Origin of the sequence: Ferruginibacter sp. (genome assembly GCF_049840995.1) — a bacterium.
Taxonomy (GTDB): domain Bacteria; phylum Bacteroidota; class Bacteroidia; order Chitinophagales; family Chitinophagaceae; genus Ferruginibacter.
Map to the genome: position 1 here is coordinate 430,906 of NZ_JASGIP010000006.1, position 21,784 is coordinate 452,689.

At 42.2% G+C, this 21,784-nt stretch carries 18 protein-coding genes; 8 read left to right on the forward strand and 10 right to left on the reverse strand.

Annotated elements, in window-relative coordinates:
* Window positions 1-103 precede the first annotated feature (103 nt).
* Window positions 104-1,006: a tyrosine-type recombinase/integrase gene (locus tag QM738_RS16935; protein WP_462277911.1), complete on the reverse strand. Its 903-nt coding sequence runs from the start codon at window positions 1,004-1,006 to the stop codon at window positions 104-106.
* Window positions 1,007-1,072: 66 nt separating this feature from the next.
* Window positions 1,073-1,267, reverse strand: coding sequence for a 30S ribosomal protein S21 (gene rpsU, locus QM738_RS16940; RefSeq protein ID WP_462277912.1), 195 nt, complete (start codon window positions 1,265-1,267; stop codon window positions 1,073-1,075).
* Window positions 1,268-1,457: 190 nt separating this feature from the next.
* Here rpsU and QM738_RS16945 point away from each other — a divergent pair, with 190 nt between their 5' ends.
* Genes QM738_RS16945 through QM738_RS16965 form a run of 5 tightly spaced genes read left to right on the forward strand, consistent with a single transcriptional unit; the run spans window position 1,458 to window position 6,522 of the window.
* The gene (locus QM738_RS16945; RefSeq protein ID WP_462277913.1) at window positions 1,458-2,054 is read left to right on the forward strand and encodes a riboflavin synthase; all 597 of its coding nucleotides are present in this window, start codon (window positions 1,458-1,460) and stop codon (window positions 2,052-2,054) included.
* A gap of 26 nt (window positions 2,055-2,080) precedes the next feature.
* Window positions 2,081-3,064, forward strand: a complete 984-nt coding sequence (locus QM738_RS16950; RefSeq protein WP_462277914.1) for a fatty acid desaturase family protein — start codon at window positions 2,081-2,083, stop codon at window positions 3,062-3,064.
* Window positions 3,061-3,993 carry a class I SAM-dependent methyltransferase gene (locus tag QM738_RS16955; RefSeq protein WP_462277915.1) on the forward strand — a complete coding sequence of 311 codons (933 nt, stop codon included), beginning with the start codon at window positions 3,061-3,063 and terminating at the stop codon, window positions 3,991-3,993. Before QM738_RS16950 ends, QM738_RS16955 begins: the two co-directional genes overlap by 4 nt.
* A gap of 18 nt (window positions 3,994-4,011) precedes the next feature.
* Window positions 4,012-5,589, forward strand: coding sequence for a hypothetical protein (locus tag QM738_RS16960; protein WP_462277916.1), 1,578 nt, complete (start codon window positions 4,012-4,014; stop codon window positions 5,587-5,589).
* A 3-nt stretch (window positions 5,590-5,592) separates the two neighbouring features.
* On the forward strand, window positions 5,593-6,522 hold the full coding sequence (locus QM738_RS16965; protein WP_462277917.1) for a glycosyltransferase family 2 protein: 930 nt from the start codon (window positions 5,593-5,595) through the stop codon (window positions 6,520-6,522).
* A gap of 1 nt (window position 6,523) precedes the next feature.
* On the opposite strand, the gene QM738_RS16970 is transcribed toward QM738_RS16965, so the two are convergent.
* A complete protein-coding gene (locus QM738_RS16970) occupies window positions 6,524-7,222 on the reverse strand; it encodes a class I SAM-dependent methyltransferase (RefSeq protein ID WP_462277918.1) in 699 nt (232 codons plus the stop codon).
* A 27-nt stretch (window positions 7,223-7,249) separates the two neighbouring features.
* Between QM738_RS16970 and QM738_RS16975 the strand changes: the two genes are divergently transcribed.
* Window positions 7,250-9,358 (forward strand): hypothetical protein, encoded by a 2,109-nt coding sequence (locus tag QM738_RS16975; protein ID WP_462277919.1) that lies wholly within the window; start codon window positions 7,250-7,252, stop codon window positions 9,356-9,358.
* Here the strand turns inward: QM738_RS16975 and hscA are convergent.
* The 3 genes from hscA to QM738_RS16990 form a co-directional block, all read right to left on the reverse strand.
* Window positions 9,312-11,153: a Fe-S protein assembly chaperone HscA gene (gene hscA, locus QM738_RS16980; protein WP_462277920.1), complete on the reverse strand. Its 1,842-nt coding sequence runs from the start codon at window positions 11,151-11,153 to the stop codon at window positions 9,312-9,314. The two genes, QM738_RS16975 and hscA, sit on opposite strands and share 47 nt — an antisense overlap.
* Window positions 11,154-11,229: 76 nt before the next feature.
* Window positions 11,230-16,314: a putative type IX secretion system sortase PorU2 gene (gene porU2, locus QM738_RS16985; protein ID WP_462277921.1), complete on the reverse strand. Its 5,085-nt coding sequence runs from the start codon at window positions 16,312-16,314 to the stop codon at window positions 11,230-11,232.
* A gap of 20 nt (window positions 16,315-16,334) precedes the next feature.
* A complete protein-coding gene (locus QM738_RS16990) occupies window positions 16,335-17,441 on the reverse strand; it encodes a putative type IX sorting system protein PorV2 (RefSeq protein ID WP_462277922.1) in 1,107 nt (368 codons plus the stop codon).
* Window positions 17,442-17,751: 310 nt separating this feature from the next.
* On the opposite strand from QM738_RS16990, the gene tyrS reads away from it, so the two are divergent.
* Both tyrS and QM738_RS17000 read left to right on the forward strand, forming a co-directional pair.
* Window positions 17,752-18,579: a tyrosine--tRNA ligase gene (gene tyrS, locus QM738_RS16995; RefSeq protein WP_462277923.1), complete on the forward strand. Its 828-nt coding sequence runs from the start codon at window positions 17,752-17,754 to the stop codon at window positions 18,577-18,579.
* A 109-nt stretch (window positions 18,580-18,688) separates the two neighbouring features.
* Window positions 18,689-19,033, forward strand: coding sequence for a hypothetical protein (locus tag QM738_RS17000; protein ID WP_462277924.1), 345 nt, complete (start codon window positions 18,689-18,691; stop codon window positions 19,031-19,033).
* On the opposite strand, the gene QM738_RS17005 is transcribed toward QM738_RS17000, so the two are convergent.
* From QM738_RS17005 to QM738_RS17020, 4 genes are all read right to left on the reverse strand, one after another.
* On the reverse strand, window positions 19,030-19,434 hold the full coding sequence (locus QM738_RS17005) for an SGNH/GDSL hydrolase family protein (protein WP_462277925.1): 405 nt from the start codon (window positions 19,432-19,434) through the stop codon (window positions 19,030-19,032). The genes QM738_RS17000 and QM738_RS17005 overlap by 4 nt on opposite strands.
* On the reverse strand, window positions 19,406-19,699 hold the full coding sequence (locus QM738_RS17010; protein ID WP_462277926.1) for a hypothetical protein: 294 nt from the start codon (window positions 19,697-19,699) through the stop codon (window positions 19,406-19,408). Before QM738_RS17010 ends, QM738_RS17005 begins: the two co-directional genes overlap by 29 nt.
* 250 nt (window positions 19,700-19,949) lie before the next feature.
* Window positions 19,950-20,483 (reverse strand): transposase, encoded by a 534-nt coding sequence (locus tag QM738_RS17015; protein WP_462277927.1) that lies wholly within the window; start codon window positions 20,481-20,483, stop codon window positions 19,950-19,952.
* A gap of 321 nt (window positions 20,484-20,804) precedes the next feature.
* A complete protein-coding gene (locus QM738_RS17020; RefSeq protein ID WP_462277928.1) occupies window positions 20,805-21,698 on the reverse strand; it encodes a cyanophycinase in 894 nt (297 codons plus the stop codon).
* Between the last annotated feature and the right edge of the window lie 86 nt (window positions 21,699-21,784).

Here is a 21,784-nt window from a genome sequence, read left to right on the forward strand (position 1 = left end):
TTATATTTTTCACACTTGATTTTTACTGTACGGATGATGCTGTTCCGGCACCTTGTTTGATGCGTAGAAAAATCGCCACAACTATTGCCGGTATTGTATCCTGCTATGCCTTGGGGTGGGCTTTCTTATGAATATCCTTCAGCTTTTCGATGGAGTTATGCGTATATATCTGCGTGGCCGCCAGGCTGCTGTGGCCCAGCAGTTCCTTTACTGCATTCAGGTCGGCGCCATTATTCATTAAATGCGTGGCAAAACTATGCCGCAATACGTGCGGGCTTTTTTTACTTATAGTGGTGATCTGGCTCAGGTATTTTTTTACGGATGCATATACATAGCGGGGATCGAGCTTTTTACCTTTTTCATTCACCAGCAGCACTTCTTCATTAAAATGTTCCAGTTCCTTTCTTTTTGCTGCAGCGTATGCTTTAATAGCTTTCAGCAGGTCATCATTCACCGGTATGATCCTTTCTTTATTACCCTTACCCAATACTTTTATCGAAGATTTATAATGATCCACCTGGCTTTCTTTCAGCGATATCAGCTCCGCCCGCCTGATACCGGTATTATACAGCAATTGCAAAATAAGCCGCTCGGTGCTACCCTGCCAGTCATCCGGGAATTCCACGTACGAAAAAAGGGTGTTGATATCCGCCTTTTCCACAAACTGTGGCAGCCGCTTATTTACCTTGGGCGAAACGATGGTAGCCATCGGGCTTACCGTAATGGCTTCTTGCCTGAGCTGGTATTTAAAAAACGATTTTAATGTGGATATCTTCCGGTTGATGGTCTTGGCTTCCATACCCTTTTCCTTAAGGTTGGCCAGCCAGGTGCGGATAAAAGCAGGTTTAATGTCCTGCAATTCCGTATTCCCAAACTGCAGTTCAATAAAGTCAAAAAAAGCCTGCAGGTCGGTCTCATACGAGAGGATAGTATGCTGCGAGTACCTTTTCTGAAATTTCAGGTAGTCGGTAAATTGCTGTAATAACCTGGCGGAAGTAATGGGCATAAAAAAACTGATACCCGAAGTTACAATAACCGGGTATCAGTTCAGTTAAATATTTGTCGGTGCTTGTTAGTCGAATTTACCGGCAGTAACCTGGTCTTTATAGATCGCCTTCAGCACTTCCTTACGGCGCCTAACAGACGGCTTGGTATAAGACTGCCTTTCTCTTAATTGCAACAATACCTTGCTTTTCTCAAATTTCTTTTTGTACTTTTTGAGCGCTTTGTCGATGTTTTCGCAATCTTTTGAGTCGATAATTAACATAATATATATACCCCCTTTTGGTTATTTAATATTGCTTTCTTAAAAGCAGGGCGCAAAGATAACGCAAATATTTCGTGTGTCGAAATTCTTTTTCGACTCTTTTTCGTGTGCCGGAATTTCTTTTCGGCCTTAACCATGGAATTCATTCCAGGGGCATCGAAATGAAATTTCGATAGACTAAATTTGCGCCATGTTTACAGGAATCATCGAAGCTACCGGTACCGTAAAGGATATCACCCATTCCGGCACCAATGCCACTTTCTGGATCAGTTCGGCCATTTCGCAGGAATTGAAGGTGGACCAGAGTATCAGCCACAACGGCGTTTGCCTTACCGTGGAAGAAACAGCCAACGGCATGCACCGGGTTACCGCCATTGCCGAAACCCTTTCCAAAACCAACCTGGGCCAGTGGAAGCCGGGCACCATCGTAAATCTGGAGCGCTGTATGCAAATGAATGGCCGGCTGGACGGGCATATTGTACAGGGCCATGTGGACGCCACCGCCACCTGCACCAATATTGTGTCCAAAGAAGGTAGTTGGGAATACAGCTTTCGTTTTCCCGAAACATTCAGCCACCTGGTGATAGAAAAAGGCTCTATCAGCCTCAATGGCACCAGTCTTACCATCTTTAACGTGGGCAAAGATGATTTTACCGTGGCCATCATCCCCTACACATACGAACACACCAGCATCCACACATTGCAGCAAGGCGACCTGGTAAATATAGAATTTGATATAGTGGGTAAATACATTGCAAGGAATATGGCAGGCATAAAAAGCAAATAATTACTTCATACTTTTCTTTATAAAATATGCAGGCATCCCAACAAGAATTAGATGAAACGGTGTTCAGGGAGCTGAGGCATACGTTGGTGAACAGCCGCATGGAAACTTATGATGCATTCAGAAAAACTTTATTCCCCCGGTACCACAAAGTATGGCTGGATATTTTTTTGGGCTGGCTCTGCATTGCCATTTGTTTAGTGCTGGCAGCACTTGTTTTTTCTACATTTAAAAGCTGGTGGGTACTGGCAATAACCATTCTTTCGGCTGCAATTAGCTGCGGTTACTGTATTGCTTTCCTGTTGAATTTTTTTCATGAAGCAGCGCACTTCAATATTGCAAAAAAGAAAAGCAGTAATGATACACTCGCCAATATTTTTATAGGCATACTAACAGGGCAGGATATACGACAGTACCGCCTGGTACACTGGCAGCACCATAAGCACCTGGGCTCACCGGAAGATACCGAGACCAGTTATTTTGAAGCATTAACGCCGCTGTTCATCCTGCAGTCATTGACAGGCGTAAGGGTGATTAAAATTCTAACTGCAAGAAAAAAATATGTAACTGCAAGTACGCCGCCCAAAAAACAAGCAGGTGTGCAGCCCTGGATGAGTATTGTATTTCATTTACTGGTCATTACTATGTTCATATTGATCCGCCAATGGTGGCTGATACCGGTATGGCTACTTGCCGTGGGTACGTTTTATCCTTTTTTTAATTCTGTTAGGCAATTACTGGAACACCGTGCTGATAATGCAGATAAACATATTGATTACCATACTCAGCCGCATGGCAAGCTCACCCGCATTTTCGGCAATTCATTTTTTGCAAGGTCATTCGGCAGCGCTGGTTTTAATAAACACCTGCTGCATCATTTTGAACCACAGATCTCATACACCAGGCTGTACGAACTGGAGTTGTTTTTAAGAGATACACCTATCGGCAGTAAATTAGGCGCACAAAAAACTTCTTACTTCCGTACCTTCTTAAAATTTATCCGGCAGAAATGAGCAACAGTGTTACAAATATCGTTTGTCATAACTGCGGCAGCATAAATACTGCCCTGTATGCTACTGCAAGCGATATTGAATATTTTACTACAGCGGATCCTTTTGATTATTATCAATGCCATCACTGCAATGTACTTTTTATACATCCGTTGCCCGATAACGAATTGCAGCTGATCTATCCTGCTAATTATTATTCGTTCACCAACAGTAAGGGCAGTATTTCTTTTAAAATAAAAAATTACCTGGATAAGCTTTTCTTTAAAAAGATTTTTAAAGATATCAACGGCAACAACCTTGCTATACTGGATGCCGGTGGCGGCACCGGCTGGCTGGTGGATTCCATCAAAACTTTTGAACCCAGGATCGGCTTTACACAAATAGTGGATATTGATCAAAATGCGGCGGTGGCTGCAAGGGCAAAAGGACATGATTATTTTTTAGGGCGGCTGGAAGATTACAACAGCGAAAAAAAGTTTCACATCATACTACTGCTGAATTTTATTGAGCATGTGGCGAACCCTGCAGCCATTATGAACAAAGTACAAAGCCTGTTGCATGATAATGGAGTTATCATTATCAAAACGCCCAATTACCAAAGCCTGGATGCGAGAATATTTAAAAACAAAAGCTGGGGAGGCTATCATTGTCCCCGGCATTGGGTGCTATTTAATAAAGCAAGTGCTGTACAGTTGTTCAGGGAAAGCGGACTTACGGTAAAAAGTTTTTCTTACACACAGGGAGCGCCTTTCTGGACGGTAAGTATACTCAACTACCTGTATCAAAAAAAATGGATCAGGGCCAGTACTGCAAGGCCATTGATTCTATCATCCTCTTTTTACCCCTGTCAGTATTTTAACAGCTGCATTCGATTTTGTAAGAAAGCCATTCGCACCACTTTCGCAAATGTTTTTTGTACTTACAAAGAATAATAGATAATTTCATTGGCAATGAACACAAGGACAAAAAAATATTTGCTTGCTTTTATCCTTTGCCTGCCTGTTATATACCTGTATAGTGTTCATTTTTTTTATCATGATGCCGATCATAAACCCACCGGGCTGATACAATGGGAACATGCATTGTACATGATATCTGCAAAAGAATACCAAAGCGGCAACGCCTCCATTTTATATCAATACCCGCTGGCTGGCTACAATAATAATCCTGCAGTATTTTTTCAACCGCAGTTAATTGTATTGGGCTATTTATGGAAGTGGACAGGCATTGCTCCCGGCATACTCCTCTCCCTCTTTGGTTTACTGTTTGCTTTTTTTACCGCTAAAATATTGGTGGAGATCATTTATCTGCTGGTGCCCGACAGCAGGCGCAAGGGGCTTTTGTCTTTTTTATTTATGTGGGGTGGAGGCATACTGGCCATCTGCGGTTGGCTACTACATGCTTTTTATTTTAAGGACGGCGATATCAGCCAGCACATTTTTTATCTCGATCCCGGCGATGGCTGGTGGTGCCTCAATTTTGGCCGGTCATTGATATACCCGCTGGAAGCTTATTATCATTTCCTGTTCATTACTGTTATCTATTGTATTTTAAAGAATAAAACGATCCTTGCTTCAGGACTGCTGCTGTTATTGACCATTTCTCACCCCTACACTGCTACTGAATTGATGGCTATTGTTGCAGTATGGGTAACCGCCGAATATTTTTATTTTAAAAACAGTAACCTGTATAAAAAAGACATACTGCCTGTTTACGGGGCAATATTATTCTATATCATTTTTTATGTACTGCTTACCAGGTATGTGCCGGCTTACAAAATGCTTACACAAAAATCTTCGCAGGATTGGGGTTACAAGGCCTGGAACTTTATACCTGCCTATTTACTGGTATGGCTGTTATCATTCTTCGCTATTAAAAATATCCCCCAGTTAAAAAAACATTTCTCCAACGATAGTAACCGTTTATTCTTTTATTGGGGCACAGTGGCTTTCCTACTCACGGTACATGGCTTTGCCATCAAACCGATACAGCCCCTCCACTTTACAAGGGGTTATGTATATGCCGGCTTTTTTTTATTTGCATTAACCTCCATTACAAAATTGCTGGATGCCGGTTTTAAAAATACTGCTACCAAATTGGTGACAGCGATCGCTATACTCATTTTTTTATCCGATAACCTGGCCTGGTTCTATTTCAACACCAATAAAAACATTACGGGCGTTACATTGGATAAACCAAGACAGGAACTGATCGGTTATTTTAAAACAGCAGCGCCCAATGGCTGGATCGTGGATGCGTCGGGCAATGATCATGAAACTGCTGCAATGCTGCAGTTATACACGCCGCAAAAAGGCTGGATCGTTCACGAGCTTTTAACCCCCGATAAAGAACAAAGAGATGCTGCAATAAAAAATTTATTATCACCGATTCCTGTCATAGATGAAGAATGGAAGCAGCGCCCCCTGTATTTGTACAGCATTAAAAACAATGTGGCAGATCGCGATAGTGTTTTACATTTTCCGCTTACATTTGAAAATCAAAAATACCGGGTATACAAAATAAACTGACCGATGGCTGTAGAAATATCTGTTATAGTGCCTTTATTGAACGAACAGGAGAACGTATACCCTTTCTATAACCGGTTGAAAACTGCATTGAACAACACCTGCAATTCGTACGAAATACTTTTTGTAGATGACGGCAGCAGGGACGGCACCATGGTTGCGGTTGAAAAACTGGCCGGCGAAGACAGCGCTGTTAAATACATCAGCTTCAGCAGAAATTTTGGGCACCAGGTGGCGCTGTTTGCAGGCATGGAAAAATGTTCGGGTGATAAAATCGTACTGATAGATGGAGATATGCAGGATCCGCCGGAAGTGATAACAACGCTGCACGAAAAACTGGAAGAAGGATATGATGTGGTATATGCCAAAAGGGAGGACCGCAAAGGCGAAAGTTTTTTAAAGAAAGCCACGGCTAAATTCTTTTATCGCCTGATGAATAAAATAACGTCCATCAATATCCCGCTGGACACCGGTGATTTCAGGATCATGACCCGAAAAGTTTGTAACGAACTGGTAAGAATGCAGGAACATAATAAATTCTTACGGGGACAAATTGCCTGGCTGGGTTTTAAGGAAACTTCCGTGAGTTTTGTAAGAGACGAAAGAAAGACCGGCAGCAGCAACTTTACCTATACCAAAATGATCAGCTTTGCTATTGATGGCATTACGGGTTTCTCAAAATTCCCTTTAAAATTTGCCAGCCTCAGTGGTATTATATTTTCTATAGCGGCTTTTATTTTTATTGTGTATGTAATGCTGGCGAAATTATTGTGGGGCCAAACTATCTCGGGATGGGCATCTTTAATGGTAACGATCCTGTTTTTAGGAGGTATCCAGTTATTAAGCATCGGTATTATTGGAGAATACATGAGCAGGATAAATGACAATGTACGCAACCGCCAGCAATACATCGTGAATAAGACCAACCTTCCCTGATCTATTTTATTGCCCTTAAAAAATATTGCCCGCCCAGTGGCAGCCAGGTTAAATATTTTTCCAGTTGCACAAAAGGTTTCCAGAATTTCTTTCGCGGAAAAAAAATAATGAACCGGTTTTGAATTGAAGCGAAGTTATTTTGCCGGAGCAATTTTTTTGCATAAGTATATTTTAACAATACCGCATCTTTATCAAATACGCAGGTATTCACCAGGTGCCGGGTAACAGGATTGAGCGGGTTATGTTCAAAAAAATACAGCCTCCCTCCTTTTTTCAACACCCGGTACACTTCGCTCATGATCGTTTGATGAATGGAGAAATCAATATGGTGCAGCACGCAGGCGATATAAACAATATCAATACTATTATCGGCAAATGGCAGTTGCCGGCCATTGTACAACTGAAAGTGGCTGTTAGGAATATTTTTTTCCTGTGCTTCTGCTATTGTTTTTTCAGCCACATCAATACCCTCCAGTTGCCATGATGAAAAATAGTGGTGCATAAAAAATTCTGTAGCACCATCACCGCAACCGATATCCAGTACATTCAAAGGCCCGTCTTTTTCAAAACCGGCTACCAACTCCACTTTCATTTGCACAAAGTAAAAACTATCGGCGCCCGATAATTGTACATTGCTGCTGTGTATGGAACGGTACTCATTCGCAAACTGGTCAAAATCATCGAAAGTTCTTTCACCCATTTTTTAAGAATAGTGTATTTTTATTCTATGCAAGTTTACGCAAATTCAAACAGGCTTTCGTTAAATACCATCTTCTTTTTTGCTGTTGTGCTGTTTGTTGCGTTTTTACCGGTTTCCACCTTCCTGTTTTTTTTAAAGAACGATGCATTTAACGGCTACTTTCCTCCTAAATTTTTTATGAGCGAAAGCATACATGCAGGGCATTTGCCTTTATGGAATCCTTATATCAATTATGGCTTACCGCAATATGGCGATATGAGCAGTGGCTTCTGGAGCCCCATAACATGGCTGGTGGCAAGCACAGTGGGTTATAATGCATATACTTTAACCATAGAAGTACTTTTTTATATTTTGCTGGGCGGGCTGGGCATGTATAAGCTTACCGGCAGATGGCAGTTGCAAAAGCAGGTGCGCATTATTGCCGGTATTGCATTTATGTGTTGTGGTTATAATGTGGCGCACCTGCAGCATTTTAACTGGCTCAGCGGCGCTGCCTTCCTGCCCTGGTGCCTGTGGGCTTATCTTAATTTGTTGCAATCCTTTTCTTTTAAAAAAGCTTTAGTGGGTGCCTTACTTTTTTACATGCTGATAGCATCGGCGCACCCCGGCATTACTATCTGTGCCATATATTTTTTTATTGGGGTATTCCTATTTGATTTCTTCAGCAATAAACAGGAACTGCATCTTAAAAAAAGATTGGTGATCACCATTCGCACACAGGGCATCTTTGTATTGCTGTTGTTACTATTAAGCGCCGGCATCATTGCAGGCTACCTGGATATACTGCCCTATTTTGTAAGGGGAGAGAAAGTGAGTTTGCAGGACTCGTTGGGCCATCCTACCAATCTGCAGAGCTGGATAAGTGCCATGCTGCCCTTTGCTACAGTTAAGAATGATGCGTTTTTCAATACCGACCTTACCATGCGTAACAGTTATTTCGGGTTGCCGTTACTGTTATTTTTAATCTTTACAATTTTGGGGAGAAAAAGCAACTGGCAAAAATTTCTGCTGATAACAGGATTATTATTCGCATTGCTTTCTTCCGGTGGCTTCTTTAAAGAATTTGCCTACCGTTTTATCCCTTTTACCGGTTATGTAAGGCTAAATGGTGAATTCAGGATATTCACCCTGCTTTGTTTTATAATTCTGGTGGCTATAGAACTGGACAAATTTGCCCGGGGTGAAAAAAGATTTGAAGGCAGCCTGAAATGGATCTATTATTTTTTAGAGGTCGTGTTATTTGCGGCGATCATTTATGGCATGTACCATTCATTCAGCAGTCATGTCAGTTTTGTGTACAGGTTCAGTAATATTTCAAATGCTGCTGGTCTTGCTGCAAAATTAAAAGCATTGATCGATGCACTCAGCTTCAGCGATACATTATGGATACAAGGCATTATTCAGCTGCTCGTTCTGTGGATCGTAAAATATGCTTTAAAAAACAACAGCATCCATTTACTGAAAAAAATTGCCATCGCCGACTTAATGATAGCCTGCCTGCTGAACATCCCTTTTACTGGAGTGGGTAAAGCTTCTGTAGCACAGGTACAGACCGTATTAAATAAATCACCCAAAGGCATCCCTATCCCTTTGCTACAGCCTGTAATAAAAAATGATACCATCAGTACTGAAGAAAGTGGCCTGGTTGGCGACTGGAGCATGTACAATAAGCAAATAGGCGCAATGCACGAAGCATTTTATCCCGTTGCATTAAAGAACACCCAAACTTTTTTTGAAAAAACGGGCACGCAGAAAGAGCAGGCTTATCTTGAGCAGTCATTTATATTCAGCAGCAATGCAAAAAACATCACGGTGAATAATTTTTCGCCCACTGAAATAGTTGCAACCAGTACAAGTGATACTGCTTCAACAATTATTCTAAAACAGAACTATTACCCGCATTGGTATTACCAGGTAAATGGCGTGCAAAAACCAGTAGACAGTTTCGGCATTTGCTTTATGAGTGCACCGGTATCAAAAGGGGATCAGCAACTCAGTTTTATTTTTGATCCTGCTGCTGTTAAATTTGCAATGCTGCTAAGCCTTATTGTATTTATATTGTATTGCCTGCTGGTGATATTTTTAAAACCTATACCGTCTTCCCCTTCATTGCCAAAGCCACCGACTCATCCATGATACGCTCTGCATAAGGCCTGGAGATATTGTTCAGTTCTTCTGTTTTGGTTTGAATTAAATTCTTATCATTCATATCCAGCGATAACTGCAGGGCCTGCATAGCCAAAGAAGTTTCGCTCAGCTCAGTTGCTGTTAAAGAAGCAATATTTTTCTGGATGAATTTTTCTGTGGTTTGCAATAATTGTTCGCCTTCTGTTTTTGCTTCAGCTAAAGCCCTTGCCGCAATATCTTTTTCCGCGTTCTGCATCGAGTCCAGCAGCATTCTTTCCACATCCTCGTCTGTCAGCTCGTATTGGGGTTTTACCTGTATGGCCTGTTCAACACCACTGCGTAATTCTTTTGCATTCACCACCAGTATACCATCCGCATTTATTAAAAAACTCACTTCCACTTTTGGCAAACCCGCAGGCATTGCCGGTATACCCGACAAATTGAATTCCGCCAGTTTTCGGTTATCCTTTACCATATCCCTTTCGCCTTGGTACACGGCTATCTTCATTCCGCTTTGCCCATCTTTGTAAGTAGTATATTGGCGTCCGGCCTTTGCAGGTATCTTGGAGTTGCGGGGCAACAGTACATCCATCAATCCACCCATGGTTTCCAGCCCCAGCGAAAGTGGTGTTATATCCAGCAACAACAGGTCTTTGGTATTACCCGCCAGTATATCTGCCTGTATCGCGGCGCCCAATGCCACCACTTCATCAGGGTTAACACTGTCGTTTACCTGCTTACCAAAAAAATCGCTCACCATCTTTTTCACCAGTGGCACTCTTGTACTTCCTCCCACCATTATTACTTCGTCAATATCAGCTTTCTTTAGCTCCGCATCTTTTAAAGCATTGATACAGCATTGTATTGTTTTATCAACAATGGGTTTTATGGTGGCTTCAAATTCATTTCGTGTAAGCATTATCGTCACCTCATTAAAGCTACCGGAATATTCGTCCTGCGCCGATAAATATTTTTTGGCTTCCTCCGCTTTTAGGCGCAGCTGCTGTCTGATTGTTTTGATATCACCTGCAAATGCATATTTGTTTACCCAGTGATTCACCACTGCCATATCCAGGTCGTCGCCGCCCAGGTAAGTATCGCCGTTGGTTGATAACACTTCAAATATCCCGTTATTGATAGTAAGTATAGATACATCAAATGTACCGCCACCCAGGTCATACACCGCCACAGTTTTTGCTTCTTCTTTTTTAATACCAAAACCATACGCAAGGCTGGCCGCAGTAGGTTCGTTGATGATACGCAATACATCCAGTCCTGCTAATTTGCCCGCATCTCTTGTGGCCTGTCGTTGTGCATCGTTAAAATAAGCCGGCACAGTGATCACCGCTTTGCCTACGGTTGTTTTTAAAATATGTTCACCTTTTACTTTCAGTTCTTTTAATATCAGCGATGAAAGATCAACGGGTGAATAGAATGTATCATCCACTTGCACTTTTACCAGTTTCTGTTCATCATCAATAATCTTATACGCCATCGAAGCAGCATCCTGGTCCAGGTCTTTATAGGTTTTACCCATCAGGCGCTTGGCCGAAAAAATGGTATGAGCAGGATCACTCACCAGGTATTGTTTTGCTTCGTCTCCTACTGTAATAGCGCCGTCTTTTTCAAAATGAATTACGGAAGGCACCAGCGAACTGCTGTTGTGCTCTTTTAATGCCACCGGTTTTTTACTTTCCGGGTGAATGATCGCAATTAAACTATTGGTGGTGCCTAGGTCAATACCAACGATCATCTCCTCCTGCTGCAAACTGCCCGTGGCTATATTGATAGCTATTTTAGCCATTTGATTTTTTTTTGCAAAGGTAGTAATAAAAAAGGCTGTCGGAGTTGACAGCCTTTTTTAGTTATTGTAGTACCGGTTAGCGGATGATCACCATCTTGCCATAACCGTTGTTAAAGTATTGATCTGTTTTATCGCTCTTGTCGGTGTATTTATCCAGCGACTTGCCATTCAGGTTGGTCAACACACGGTACAGGTAAACACCATTGGCCAGTTTTTGACCGTACATGTCTGTTCCATCCCATTTAAAGTCGGTGATATTTCTACCGATATGGATCGGGCCCAGTTCATCCTTCGTAATTTCTCTTACCACTTTACCACTGATCGTTAATATCTGTATCCGTATGTTCTGCGGCACTTCGCTACCCGTAACAGTAAATACAAAGGCAGTTGAAGTAGTGAACGGATTAGGATAATTGAGCAGGTTCGAGATCATTGGTTTGTTGATCACATTGAACAGCACATGGTATTCCAGTGCACCGGCAGTATTACCCACCACGTCTTTACCGGATACCACCAGCTCGTACGTACCATCCTGCGGGAAGTAAGGCATAAAGTCGATGCTGGCGCTGTTTTCTCCGCTGGAAAGATTGGCCGGGTTGAAACGCATGGTATCGCCAAAGTTGTAAATATGCACACTCTTGTCAGGATAGATCACCTGCACTTTCAGCAATGAAGTATCACTTAAAGCCATGAAATGACTTTCATCTTTCAACTTGATATAGATATGCGGTTTCGCAGCAATGATATCTTTATTCAAAATATGAACCCCATCAAAAGTTACATCCAGCAATGGATTGTAATTATCCGGCTTCACATAAAAATCTTTGAACAGTACATTATTAAAGTGCGATTGTTCAGGCTGTGCATTATTCGGGTTCACATCTACAAACAAAGTATTGTTACCTGCAAGGCCCTTGGTATCTATCTTATATCCTACCACCAGTGTATCACCGGCAGCCAGTATCTTACCATCCGGTATCTGGTAGGTATGCGGCACATTGCTGTTATCGGTAATGGTGAATTTAAATTTCATCATACTATCAAATGCAGCAGGGCTGATATTTTTAAAGGCCAGTTTAAAGTCGATCTGTTCGCCTTGCTCCGTTGTATCCTTCATCTGGAACAGGATATTCGGCGCCACAGTTCCTTCCGGCACCGGCGTGTAATTCAACCTCCAGTAACCTAACTGGTAAGGCGTTGCATTGGTCCTGTCTTCTGTATACATTTTAAGTTTCAGGTAAGGATACTGCGTTGCATTGATCGACGAAATATCGAAATCATGCTTGGATGAATCCAGCGTATACACTACCGATTCTGTACCCGTAGGCGTGATACCCACCACCTGGAAATTCAGCGAGTCGGTGCTGGTGGTTTCCACGCTGCTGCCACGGTAATGGAACTGGCTCCATGATTTAGCCGGGCCAAACGCAGGTGAAGTAATGGTACCTGAAATAAATTGAGAACCTACAGAGATCGACTCAGAAACATAGGTATCTGCTGTTGCGCCCATATTCTGCACCGGTACAAATGAAGATGGACCTTTGCGGAAGAAGAATACGAACGGCAGGTTCTTGTAGAAACTATCGATCTTGGTAAATCCTAAATTCTTCAGTTTGTGATACAATGAATTACCCGGACCATAAATAGTTTGATCCGCCTGCCAGTCGCTGATGAAGGATGTATTACCCGTCCAGCTAAGGTTATGTACGGCTACATAAGATCCGTCGGGTATACTATCAATAAAGTCCATCGCTTTCTTCCTCCATTGAGCAGTGGTATTATAAGAGAATTCAAAGAATTTCCTGATCGGCCCTTCATGCACCAGGTCACAGGTAGGGGCAAAGCTTCCAAACCTTCCTACGCCAGGGGTTACTTCGTAATTCTTCCAGGGTTCCAGTGTTTTGGAATCAAATACATAGAACTGCAGTACACCGTAATTACAACCATATTTTTCTATTGTAACATTTTCCAGCTGTGCATTAATATTATCGTCTTTATAATATGGATACAATCCTGTGTTTACAGCAATGGTTTTTGGAGTGGTCTTATAATCGTAATAATTGTTGTTATAACTCATATTAACGATATCACTCTTCTGGTTCTGGTAGTTATGCGACTGGTTAAAGCCTGCAGTACCACCCGCCATGTATATAAAGGAATAACCATTCCAGATAACCGGTGTGGAATTAACAGGCACCATGGATACCCTCCAGTAATAAACTGTATTATTGGTAAAGGTGAGGTTGGTTGGCTTGAATTCCACCACACCACCGGTACCGTTTACACTATAAGATTTCTTAAAGGCCGAATTGAATAACTCAGTGGTATCAATTTCCATCTGGTACTGGCGTTGCTGTACCAGCGGGTTAGCCGTACTTCCGGTAAAGCTGATGTTCTGCTGTGTTACAATAGAGAAATTGTATGGAGCTACAGGGCGCAATTCATCTTCGTAGATGTAGAATTCTTTTTCTGCGTAGTTATTGCTTTCAGACAATTCGCTTACACGGTTGTCAACATCCAGTGTAACCATGATCTTATTAAGGCCTTTGTCAGTTAATGGATATATCGGTACATTCATTACAACAGAATCACTGTACAACATTGCCGGGAACATTTTATTTACTAAAACCCGCACTGAATCAGTAGGCAGTTTCTGTTTAACAGTTACTCTTATTGAATCTTTGATCGCCCTGCCGATATTCAGCATTTTAACGTTGAGGTTAAAAGTTGGATCAGCAACTGTAATGATAGAAGGACTTACTTTTATTGATTGTTCTTCTACAATATAATCAGGCTTGGTATGATAATTCAACCGGATAGCAGGATCACCCTGTAATGCCAGTTCTTCCAGGTGTATCCTGGTATAATAATCCATCGATTGCGGATCAACACCAATGATCTCGTTTACTTTTTTAAGATGATCGCCGATAGTACCGCCATAATTCTTCCAGCAGAATTCATCATACAGGTTCACGTTAAAGTAATCGAGGAATGGCTCGATACCGAAATGCGAATCGGCCAAAAATCCGATACTACCTTTCTGCGTGGCAAAAGTATATTTTTCCGAAAGCGACATACTTCCGGTAAGACGTGTAGGATCGTAATTAAAGAAGTTACCCGCACTGCAACCACTCACATTGATAAAGGGGTATTTACCCTGGTTCTGGTATACTTCAGGATTACTGAGGTTAAAGGCAAGCGTACTTGCAGAAGAGTGACCGAAATAACTGATCACGCTCAACCCTTCTTTAAACAATTGATCGATACGGGCACTGCTGGCTTCCTGTACGGCACCCGAACCGGATTTAGCAAAGGTTTCTACATGTGCCCCAAACAAAGTATCTTCTGCAACTTTTTTGTAATCGTTCAGGTGACCAACAAAGCTGGCTGTTTCCAGGCTGTCGGCACCACCTGCAATGTGAATGATATTTTTCATCCACGCTTTTTCTGCAAGGGTCTGGATAGTTGATTTTTGAGCCTGTTCATATTGTTTAACCTTGTCCAGGTAGCTGGAAATTTCATTACCGTTAACAGCACCCAGGCGCCCTACAGGCACCAACGGAATTACTGTACCGGGTTCTGCTACCAGCAATACATCCGATGCAGGCCACCCAAAAGTAGGTACCAGGTCAAGCTTATTGATATCAGCATTTTTTTCATTGATCTTATGCTCCAGGTAGGTTACTGCCCTGCCCATTAAAAAAACAAACTTGGGTTTAACGGCAAAATTCTGGTTGGCATAGCGTATAAAATCCCTTACTGCTGTTGGATGTTTGCTGATGCCAAAACCAAACTGCTCGGTAAGTTCATCAATATCATATATTTTGGCATTATAACTGCCGCCTGCAGCTGAATTCCTGTACTGGCGGTATTGATCCACATAGTTCACTCCACTGCCGTTGTTGAACAGTACAGAATTACTGATAATGATATAATCGCCCTGGTTGGCAGTATTGCCAAAGTTGGTAAAGGTTTTTGCAGTAAGCGATGTTACATTATAAACATTCGAAGTTTCTTTGTCCATCAGTTTAAACCTGCGCACAGCATCTGTAGATGCAGGTAATACAAAACGTACCTGTCCTGCTACAGAGATATCACCTAAATACCTGCGGCCGTTATTGATATCATATAAAATAGGTTCCGTACCCTCGTTATTAAAATTGGTGATCACCAGGTAATTACCGGTGTTGGAAGGCGCCAGTTCAAAATAAAAATTCTTTTCGCTATTAAAGTTGAAAGTGGCAGGATAAGTAACCGAAAAACATGGCACGATCAGGCGGTCGTTGGTAGTGTTGGATGAATTTTCAGGTCGCACAGTTACAGCCACAAAAGAAGAGCTGGTCAATGTAGATAAAGCGATATTCCTCACCGTATCCTTATGGTAATTGAAATAAGGCATTGGGTTAGGTACGGCCGTAGTAGATAATACCGCAATATTATTCAGCTTTGCAGCAAGGTTACGGGTATATAAAGCATTACCTGCAGCAGACACGGTAAAAGTTACACTGTTGGCAGGACCTGCAGCATATTTATTGATGCCATTGATAACATTACTCAATGCACAGCACGAAAACACGTCGTTACTGGCCCAGCCCTCACCCGTATCATACGCTGCCGAATACACGCTTTCACCCAGTACAGCGGCATAACCTTTATTCAGCTGGTCGCGGTAATGCGCTTCCACCCTTCTCATAAAATAGGCATCGGCAGGCAGCAGATTGCCTGCAACGGGATTGGTGTTCTGTGTATAGCGTAAATTAGCACTGGTGGAGTTGACCGTTAAATAATAACTGGCCGTATCTGTAAACAAACTGAATTTATCATCCAGTTGAAAATCGGCGTCCCTGTACAAGGTCTTATCAGGTTTACCATCATTCATTTCGCCCCAGAATTCGATATAATCCGATGCATCCATGGTGCCGGTTGGTATAGAGGTATACAATCTTACCTGCTTACCATTGCGCCACAACTGAAAGTTTTGTGCGGGTGTATTCTGTAAGCCCAACGCTGCCAAAGCAGGCTGATAGATACGGCAAAGTGTATCCTTGGATATCTTGAATTTATAGTAGGTCTTATTGTAGTCTATCCAGCTATTATTTAACTGCGAATAGCCTGCATAGGCAAGCATCGTCACAATAACAGTAAATAAAAATTTCTTCATAAAAAATTCATTTATGGTATTTATTCGTTTTCTTTTTTCACAAGATTAATTCTCAATGAAAATATGTGGGTGTACAATGGATTAGATTGGTTGGCAAGGTTGGTAAAAGCATAATCTATCATTACATTCTTGATCTTGAAACCGGCGCCTACACTGGGTTGATAAATCCATACTTTTTTCTGGTTGGTGGTATCGCCATCAGCCAGTGCCTTCTGAAAATTAGTGATACCGCCTCTTACAAAAAATACATCTTTTATATTAGCTTCCAGGCCAAAGTGCGGATCGATACTTACCGGGTCGCTGCTGAAAACAGTATTTCTTTTGCCATCAAAAGTAATATCCATATTGGCCTCGGCCATCAGGTGCAGCGATTTGCCCAGCCTGAAATTATAACCGCCACCCACTGCAATACGGGGCGCTGTAAGCTCGGTTGATTTTACCGGTATCTCGTTATTGGTAAGGTATAAAACTTCTTTCTCTTTATCGGTGAATTTAAAGGTCCAGGCATTGAAAGTAGTGGTGAGGTCTTTGGCCACAACGCCAAAATGGCCCCGCTGGCCATGTATCTGCAAACCTGCATCCAGTCCAAAACCCCAGGCAGTGGCAAAGCTGCCTATTTTACGATAGATCACTTTTGCATTGGCGCCAAAACTGATGGTCTTGTTTTCAGTGGTCTTAATATTTTGAGCAAACGATAAAAGAAAAGCCCAGTCGGCGGAAGAAAAGGTTTTAATGTTATTGTAGTTGATGCTGCCATCAGGTTCCACCAGGTAAAGTGTATTGGGAATATCATCTACCGCAAAGCGCAGTACAGAAATGCCGATGGTTCTTTTATTATCATTGATGGGAATCGCCAAAGCACCGTAATCGTACTTGGCAATGCCGGCAAAATATTCGGCATGCATCAGGTTTAAATTGGGATGGTCTTTTACACCTACCAGCCCGGCAGGGTTCCAATAACCAGCTGTAGCATCATTTGCAGATGCCACCTGTGCGCTGCCCATACCAAGCCCTCTTGCACCGGCTCCAATATTCAAAAACTCGTTGGAATATTTTCTAAATTGTGAGAACCCTGTTATTGGGTATAGCAACAACAATAGTAAGCCTGTCTTTATATAAATTCTCATAATCCGTTAGGGGTGTCTGAATTTTTAAAAGGATATTAATGCTGTAAAACGTAATATTACTTGGTAAATTGTGCTAATATTCTAAATAAAATTAACCAATATATGGCAAACTAATAGAATATATTTCACCCGTTCACTAATTTCTTCTCATAAGACTCCATTCGGGTATAAATGGATGCCTTGCCCGTACAAATAATTATTTTCTGTCTGCACCGGGCAGCCGTGGTTTTATCATTAATTATAAGCATTTTTGCCAAAATTTTACACAGTTTTTAAACAACATACGCAACTTAGGAGCAAAACGATTTTTATGACGGATCTGATAGCAGAATTACAATGGAGGGGCCTGGTACAGGACATTATGCCGGGCACGCAGGAACAACTGAAAAAAGAAATGATCACCGGCTATATCGGCTTCGACCCCACGGCCGACAGCCTGCATATCGGCAGCCTGGTACAGATCATTTTACTGATACACCTGCAAAAAGCTGGTCATAAACCCATTGCACTGGTGGGCGGCGCTACCGGCATGGTAGGCGACCCCAGCGGTAAAAGCGAAGAACGTAATTTACTGAGCGAAGAAGTGCTGAACCGGAATGTGGCCGGCGTAAAGGCACAGCTGGAAAAATTCCTGGATTTTGATGCTGCCAAACCCAATGCGGCAGAAATGGCCAATAATTACGATTGGTTCAAAGATTTTTCTTTCCTGAATTTTATCAGGGATGTGGGCAAACACATCACCGTGAATTATATGATGGCCAAAGACAGTGTAAAGAAAAGACTGGAAGGCGATAATGGCATGAGCTTTACAGAATTTACCTACCAGCTGGTACAGGGATATGATTTTTACTGGCTGTACAATAATAAGAACTGCAAACTGCAGATGGGTGGCAGCGACCAATGGGGCAATATTGTTACGGGTACCGAACTGATCAGGCGAAAAGGCGGCGGCGAAGCATTTGCCTTTACCTCTCCCCTGATAAAAAAAGCGGACGGCAATAAGTTTGGCAAAACCGAAAAAGGAAATGTTTGGTTGGATGCTACCAAAACCTCTCCTTACGAATTCTACCAGTTCTGGCTGAATGCTACCGATGATGATGCAGTGAACTGGATCAGAGATCTTTACATTTTTAGATAAAACAACCACCGAAGCATTAATAGCAGAACATCAGCAGGATGCTGCCAAAAGGATACTGCAAAAAACACTGGCAAAAGAACTGACTGTTTTTGTACACGGCGAAGCTGCATTGACAGAAGCAATTGCGGCTACACAAAAATTCTTCGATAATCAATCCGCCCCAGCCGAAAGCCTTACACTGGAGGATCTTGAAAAAATGGAAAGCAGTGGGATCATTGAATTTTCCAGGGATAAGATAAATGCAGGTATAGACATCGTTTCTTTTTTAGCAGAAACGGGCATCTTTCCCAGCAAAGGCGAAGCCAGGAAAACGGCGACTGGCGGTGGTGTGAGTATCAATCGCAAAAAAGCAGACGCCATCGACATGCAGGTAAATGCGGCTTTGTTATTGCACGATAAATATATACTGGTACAAAAAGGGAAGAAAAATAATTACGTGATAAAAGCTGTTTAACCGGCTTTTATCAACTTCCACATTTCATCTGCCACCAGTTGGTTACCTTTTGCATTCAGGTGTACCCCGTCGGTGGTAAGTATGCCCTTGGTCTTATTTTCAGGATTATTCTTGATATTATACTCCACAAAAAGTTTCCGCAGGTCGATCAATGACAGGTTATTTTTAGTGGCGAGGTTGCGTATCTGTTTGCTGTATTCATTCAGGTCGCCATCCTGCTGGTTGCTGTTATCATTTTTTTCGCCAATGGTGGCGGGCGTGCACAGCACCACTTTTATATTTTTCTCTTTTAGTTTATTGATGATGGCCTGGTAAAATTTTACAAACTTATCCGCATCTGTACCGGTGCCCGAAGTGGCTTTATGCCACACATCATTCACGCCGATATAAATGAATACCATATCGGGGCTTTTTGCCAGCACATCCTCTTCCATACGCAAATAGAGAATCGTACACTTTATTGCCGCTGATACCGGCGCCGATGAAATCATAATTCTCCTTCAATCCCTCCTGTGTACACATGCTGTCAATACGCATGATATAGCCGCCGGGATTAGCGCCCGCCTGTGTAATGGAATCGCCAAAGAAAACAATGCGTTGTTTTTTAGGTTTGGGCATAAAAGCTGCAATGGAAACTGCCAATAAAATAACCAATAGTCTTTTCATAAACAAGTAATTTGTACCCGGAAGCTCCAGCTTCCGGCCTTTTTTATTAGCGAACTTTGTTCGCTAATCATTTTTCAAATAAGTCCACTTCCACCCCTCCCAATTCTCCATCCTCCCAGGTCATACCGTACCCGGAAGCTCCAGCTTCCGGCCGTTTTTATTAACGAACAAAGTCTGCTAATAATTTTTCAAATAAATCTACTTCCAACCTCGCCAAGTACCCGGAAGCTCCAGCTTCCGGCCTCTATTATCATTGATCAGGATCATCCTGCTCACTCTTCAAATAAGTCCACCTCCAATCCTCCCACTTTTCCACCAACCCCGCTTTTACAGGATTAAGTAAAATGTAATTTACAATATTATCAAATTCCCCGCTCCTTACAATATGATCATAAGATTCCGGCTCCCAAAAAGGCCCTTCTCTTTTTAATACAGCATTACATTTTTTAGCCGTGAAGCTTTTATGCGATTGCATCACTTTGTACAGGTCATCTTTGTCGTTCTTTAAGGAGAATAAAGCATGCACATGGTTACTCATAACAGTGAAGCAGTAAAGGTCAATGGTGGTAGTATCAAGATGTAAAAGGGAATTGTAAATAATTGCTGCTACCCCAGGTTCCTGGAGCCAGTAAGGAGCGTTTAAATGAGCATGCATAAATCTATCGAACTTTGCGAAATATAACTTTTGTAATTTATATTCTGTAGCAGTTGTAAATGTTTTATTCTTAACAAGCTCATTTAAAGAATATTGATATTCCGCTTGCAACTGTTCAATAACATTCATCGGGATAGAACCATAAAGTCGGTAGGTAACAAAATAAACCGCGCCGGCAGATTGTATATGCGGCAGCCGTTGCCTGTAAAATGGCTTTTGCATTTGTCTCCGGAAGCTCCAGCTTCCGGTCGTTTTAAAATGTACAGAATTAATTATTCTTTGTACCTGGAAGCTCCAGCTTCCAGTACCCATTCCACATGTACCTGCTGCTTCACTACCGCAGCCACTTTTTGTACCCGGAAGCTCCAGCTTCCGGCTCTTCAAATTGTACAGAATTAATTTATTAAACCACAGTTATCAACAAAGGCTGGAAGCTGGAGCTTCCAGGTACTACTCTACATGCACCTGCTTCTTCACCACTGCACCTGCCGTTACTTCCGGAATAAATTTTCTTTCATTAACCAGGTACCCATTCCCTTTTTCGCAGATATGCACTTTTAAATTTTCCAGGCTGTAAGGATTACCATCGGGTATATCGGCAATATTGCTGAAGCTCACATCATGGCCGTCCACAATAATAACACAACCGCTGCCAATGGCTTCCATCTTATTGCCTTCGGTGATCAGCATGCCGGTATCTTCGCCCAGGCCAATACCGATACAACTGGGGTTGCAGGCTACCGCTTGTGCCAATCTTCCAAAGCGGCCGCGTTTTTCAAAATGCGAATCAATAATAACAGAATCTATAAAACCCAGGCCGGTGGTCATTTTTACTTCGCCCTTTAAATGCGCCTTGGCTGCATTGCCTTCATAGATCATCGTTTTGCTCATTGCCATCGCACCCGCCGAAGTACCTGCAATAATAAAATTTTCTTCCTGGTAGCGTTTTTTTATGATCGATAAAAATTCGGTCCCGCCATCTGTCACACTCAGGCGTAGCTGGTTACCACCGCTGAACATTACGGCATCACATGCTTGAATGCGTTTTAAAAAATCGGCATCATTGGTATCAGCCCGGTTGCGGATATGCATCAGGCCGATATTGGTACAACCAATTTTACCAAAGGCATCCAGGTAATTATCGCCTACTTCGTAAGGAATGGTGCTGGCAGTAGTAATGACTTCTATACGGCTGAGGGGGCCGCCGGCTTCTTCCACAATACGGCGGAGAATGCCCAGTTCAAAAAAGTTGAGGTTATTGCGGTGGAGATCGTCCCGGTCAATATCAGTACCCTTATCTTCTGCACCACCGATCGCTATCAGTTTTCCTTTGGGAAATTGCATTTATGCTGTTTTGTTAATAACGCAAAAATAAGGTAAATCGTGTTGTATGGATATTTTGTATTTGTCAACCGTTGTTAATACAGCAT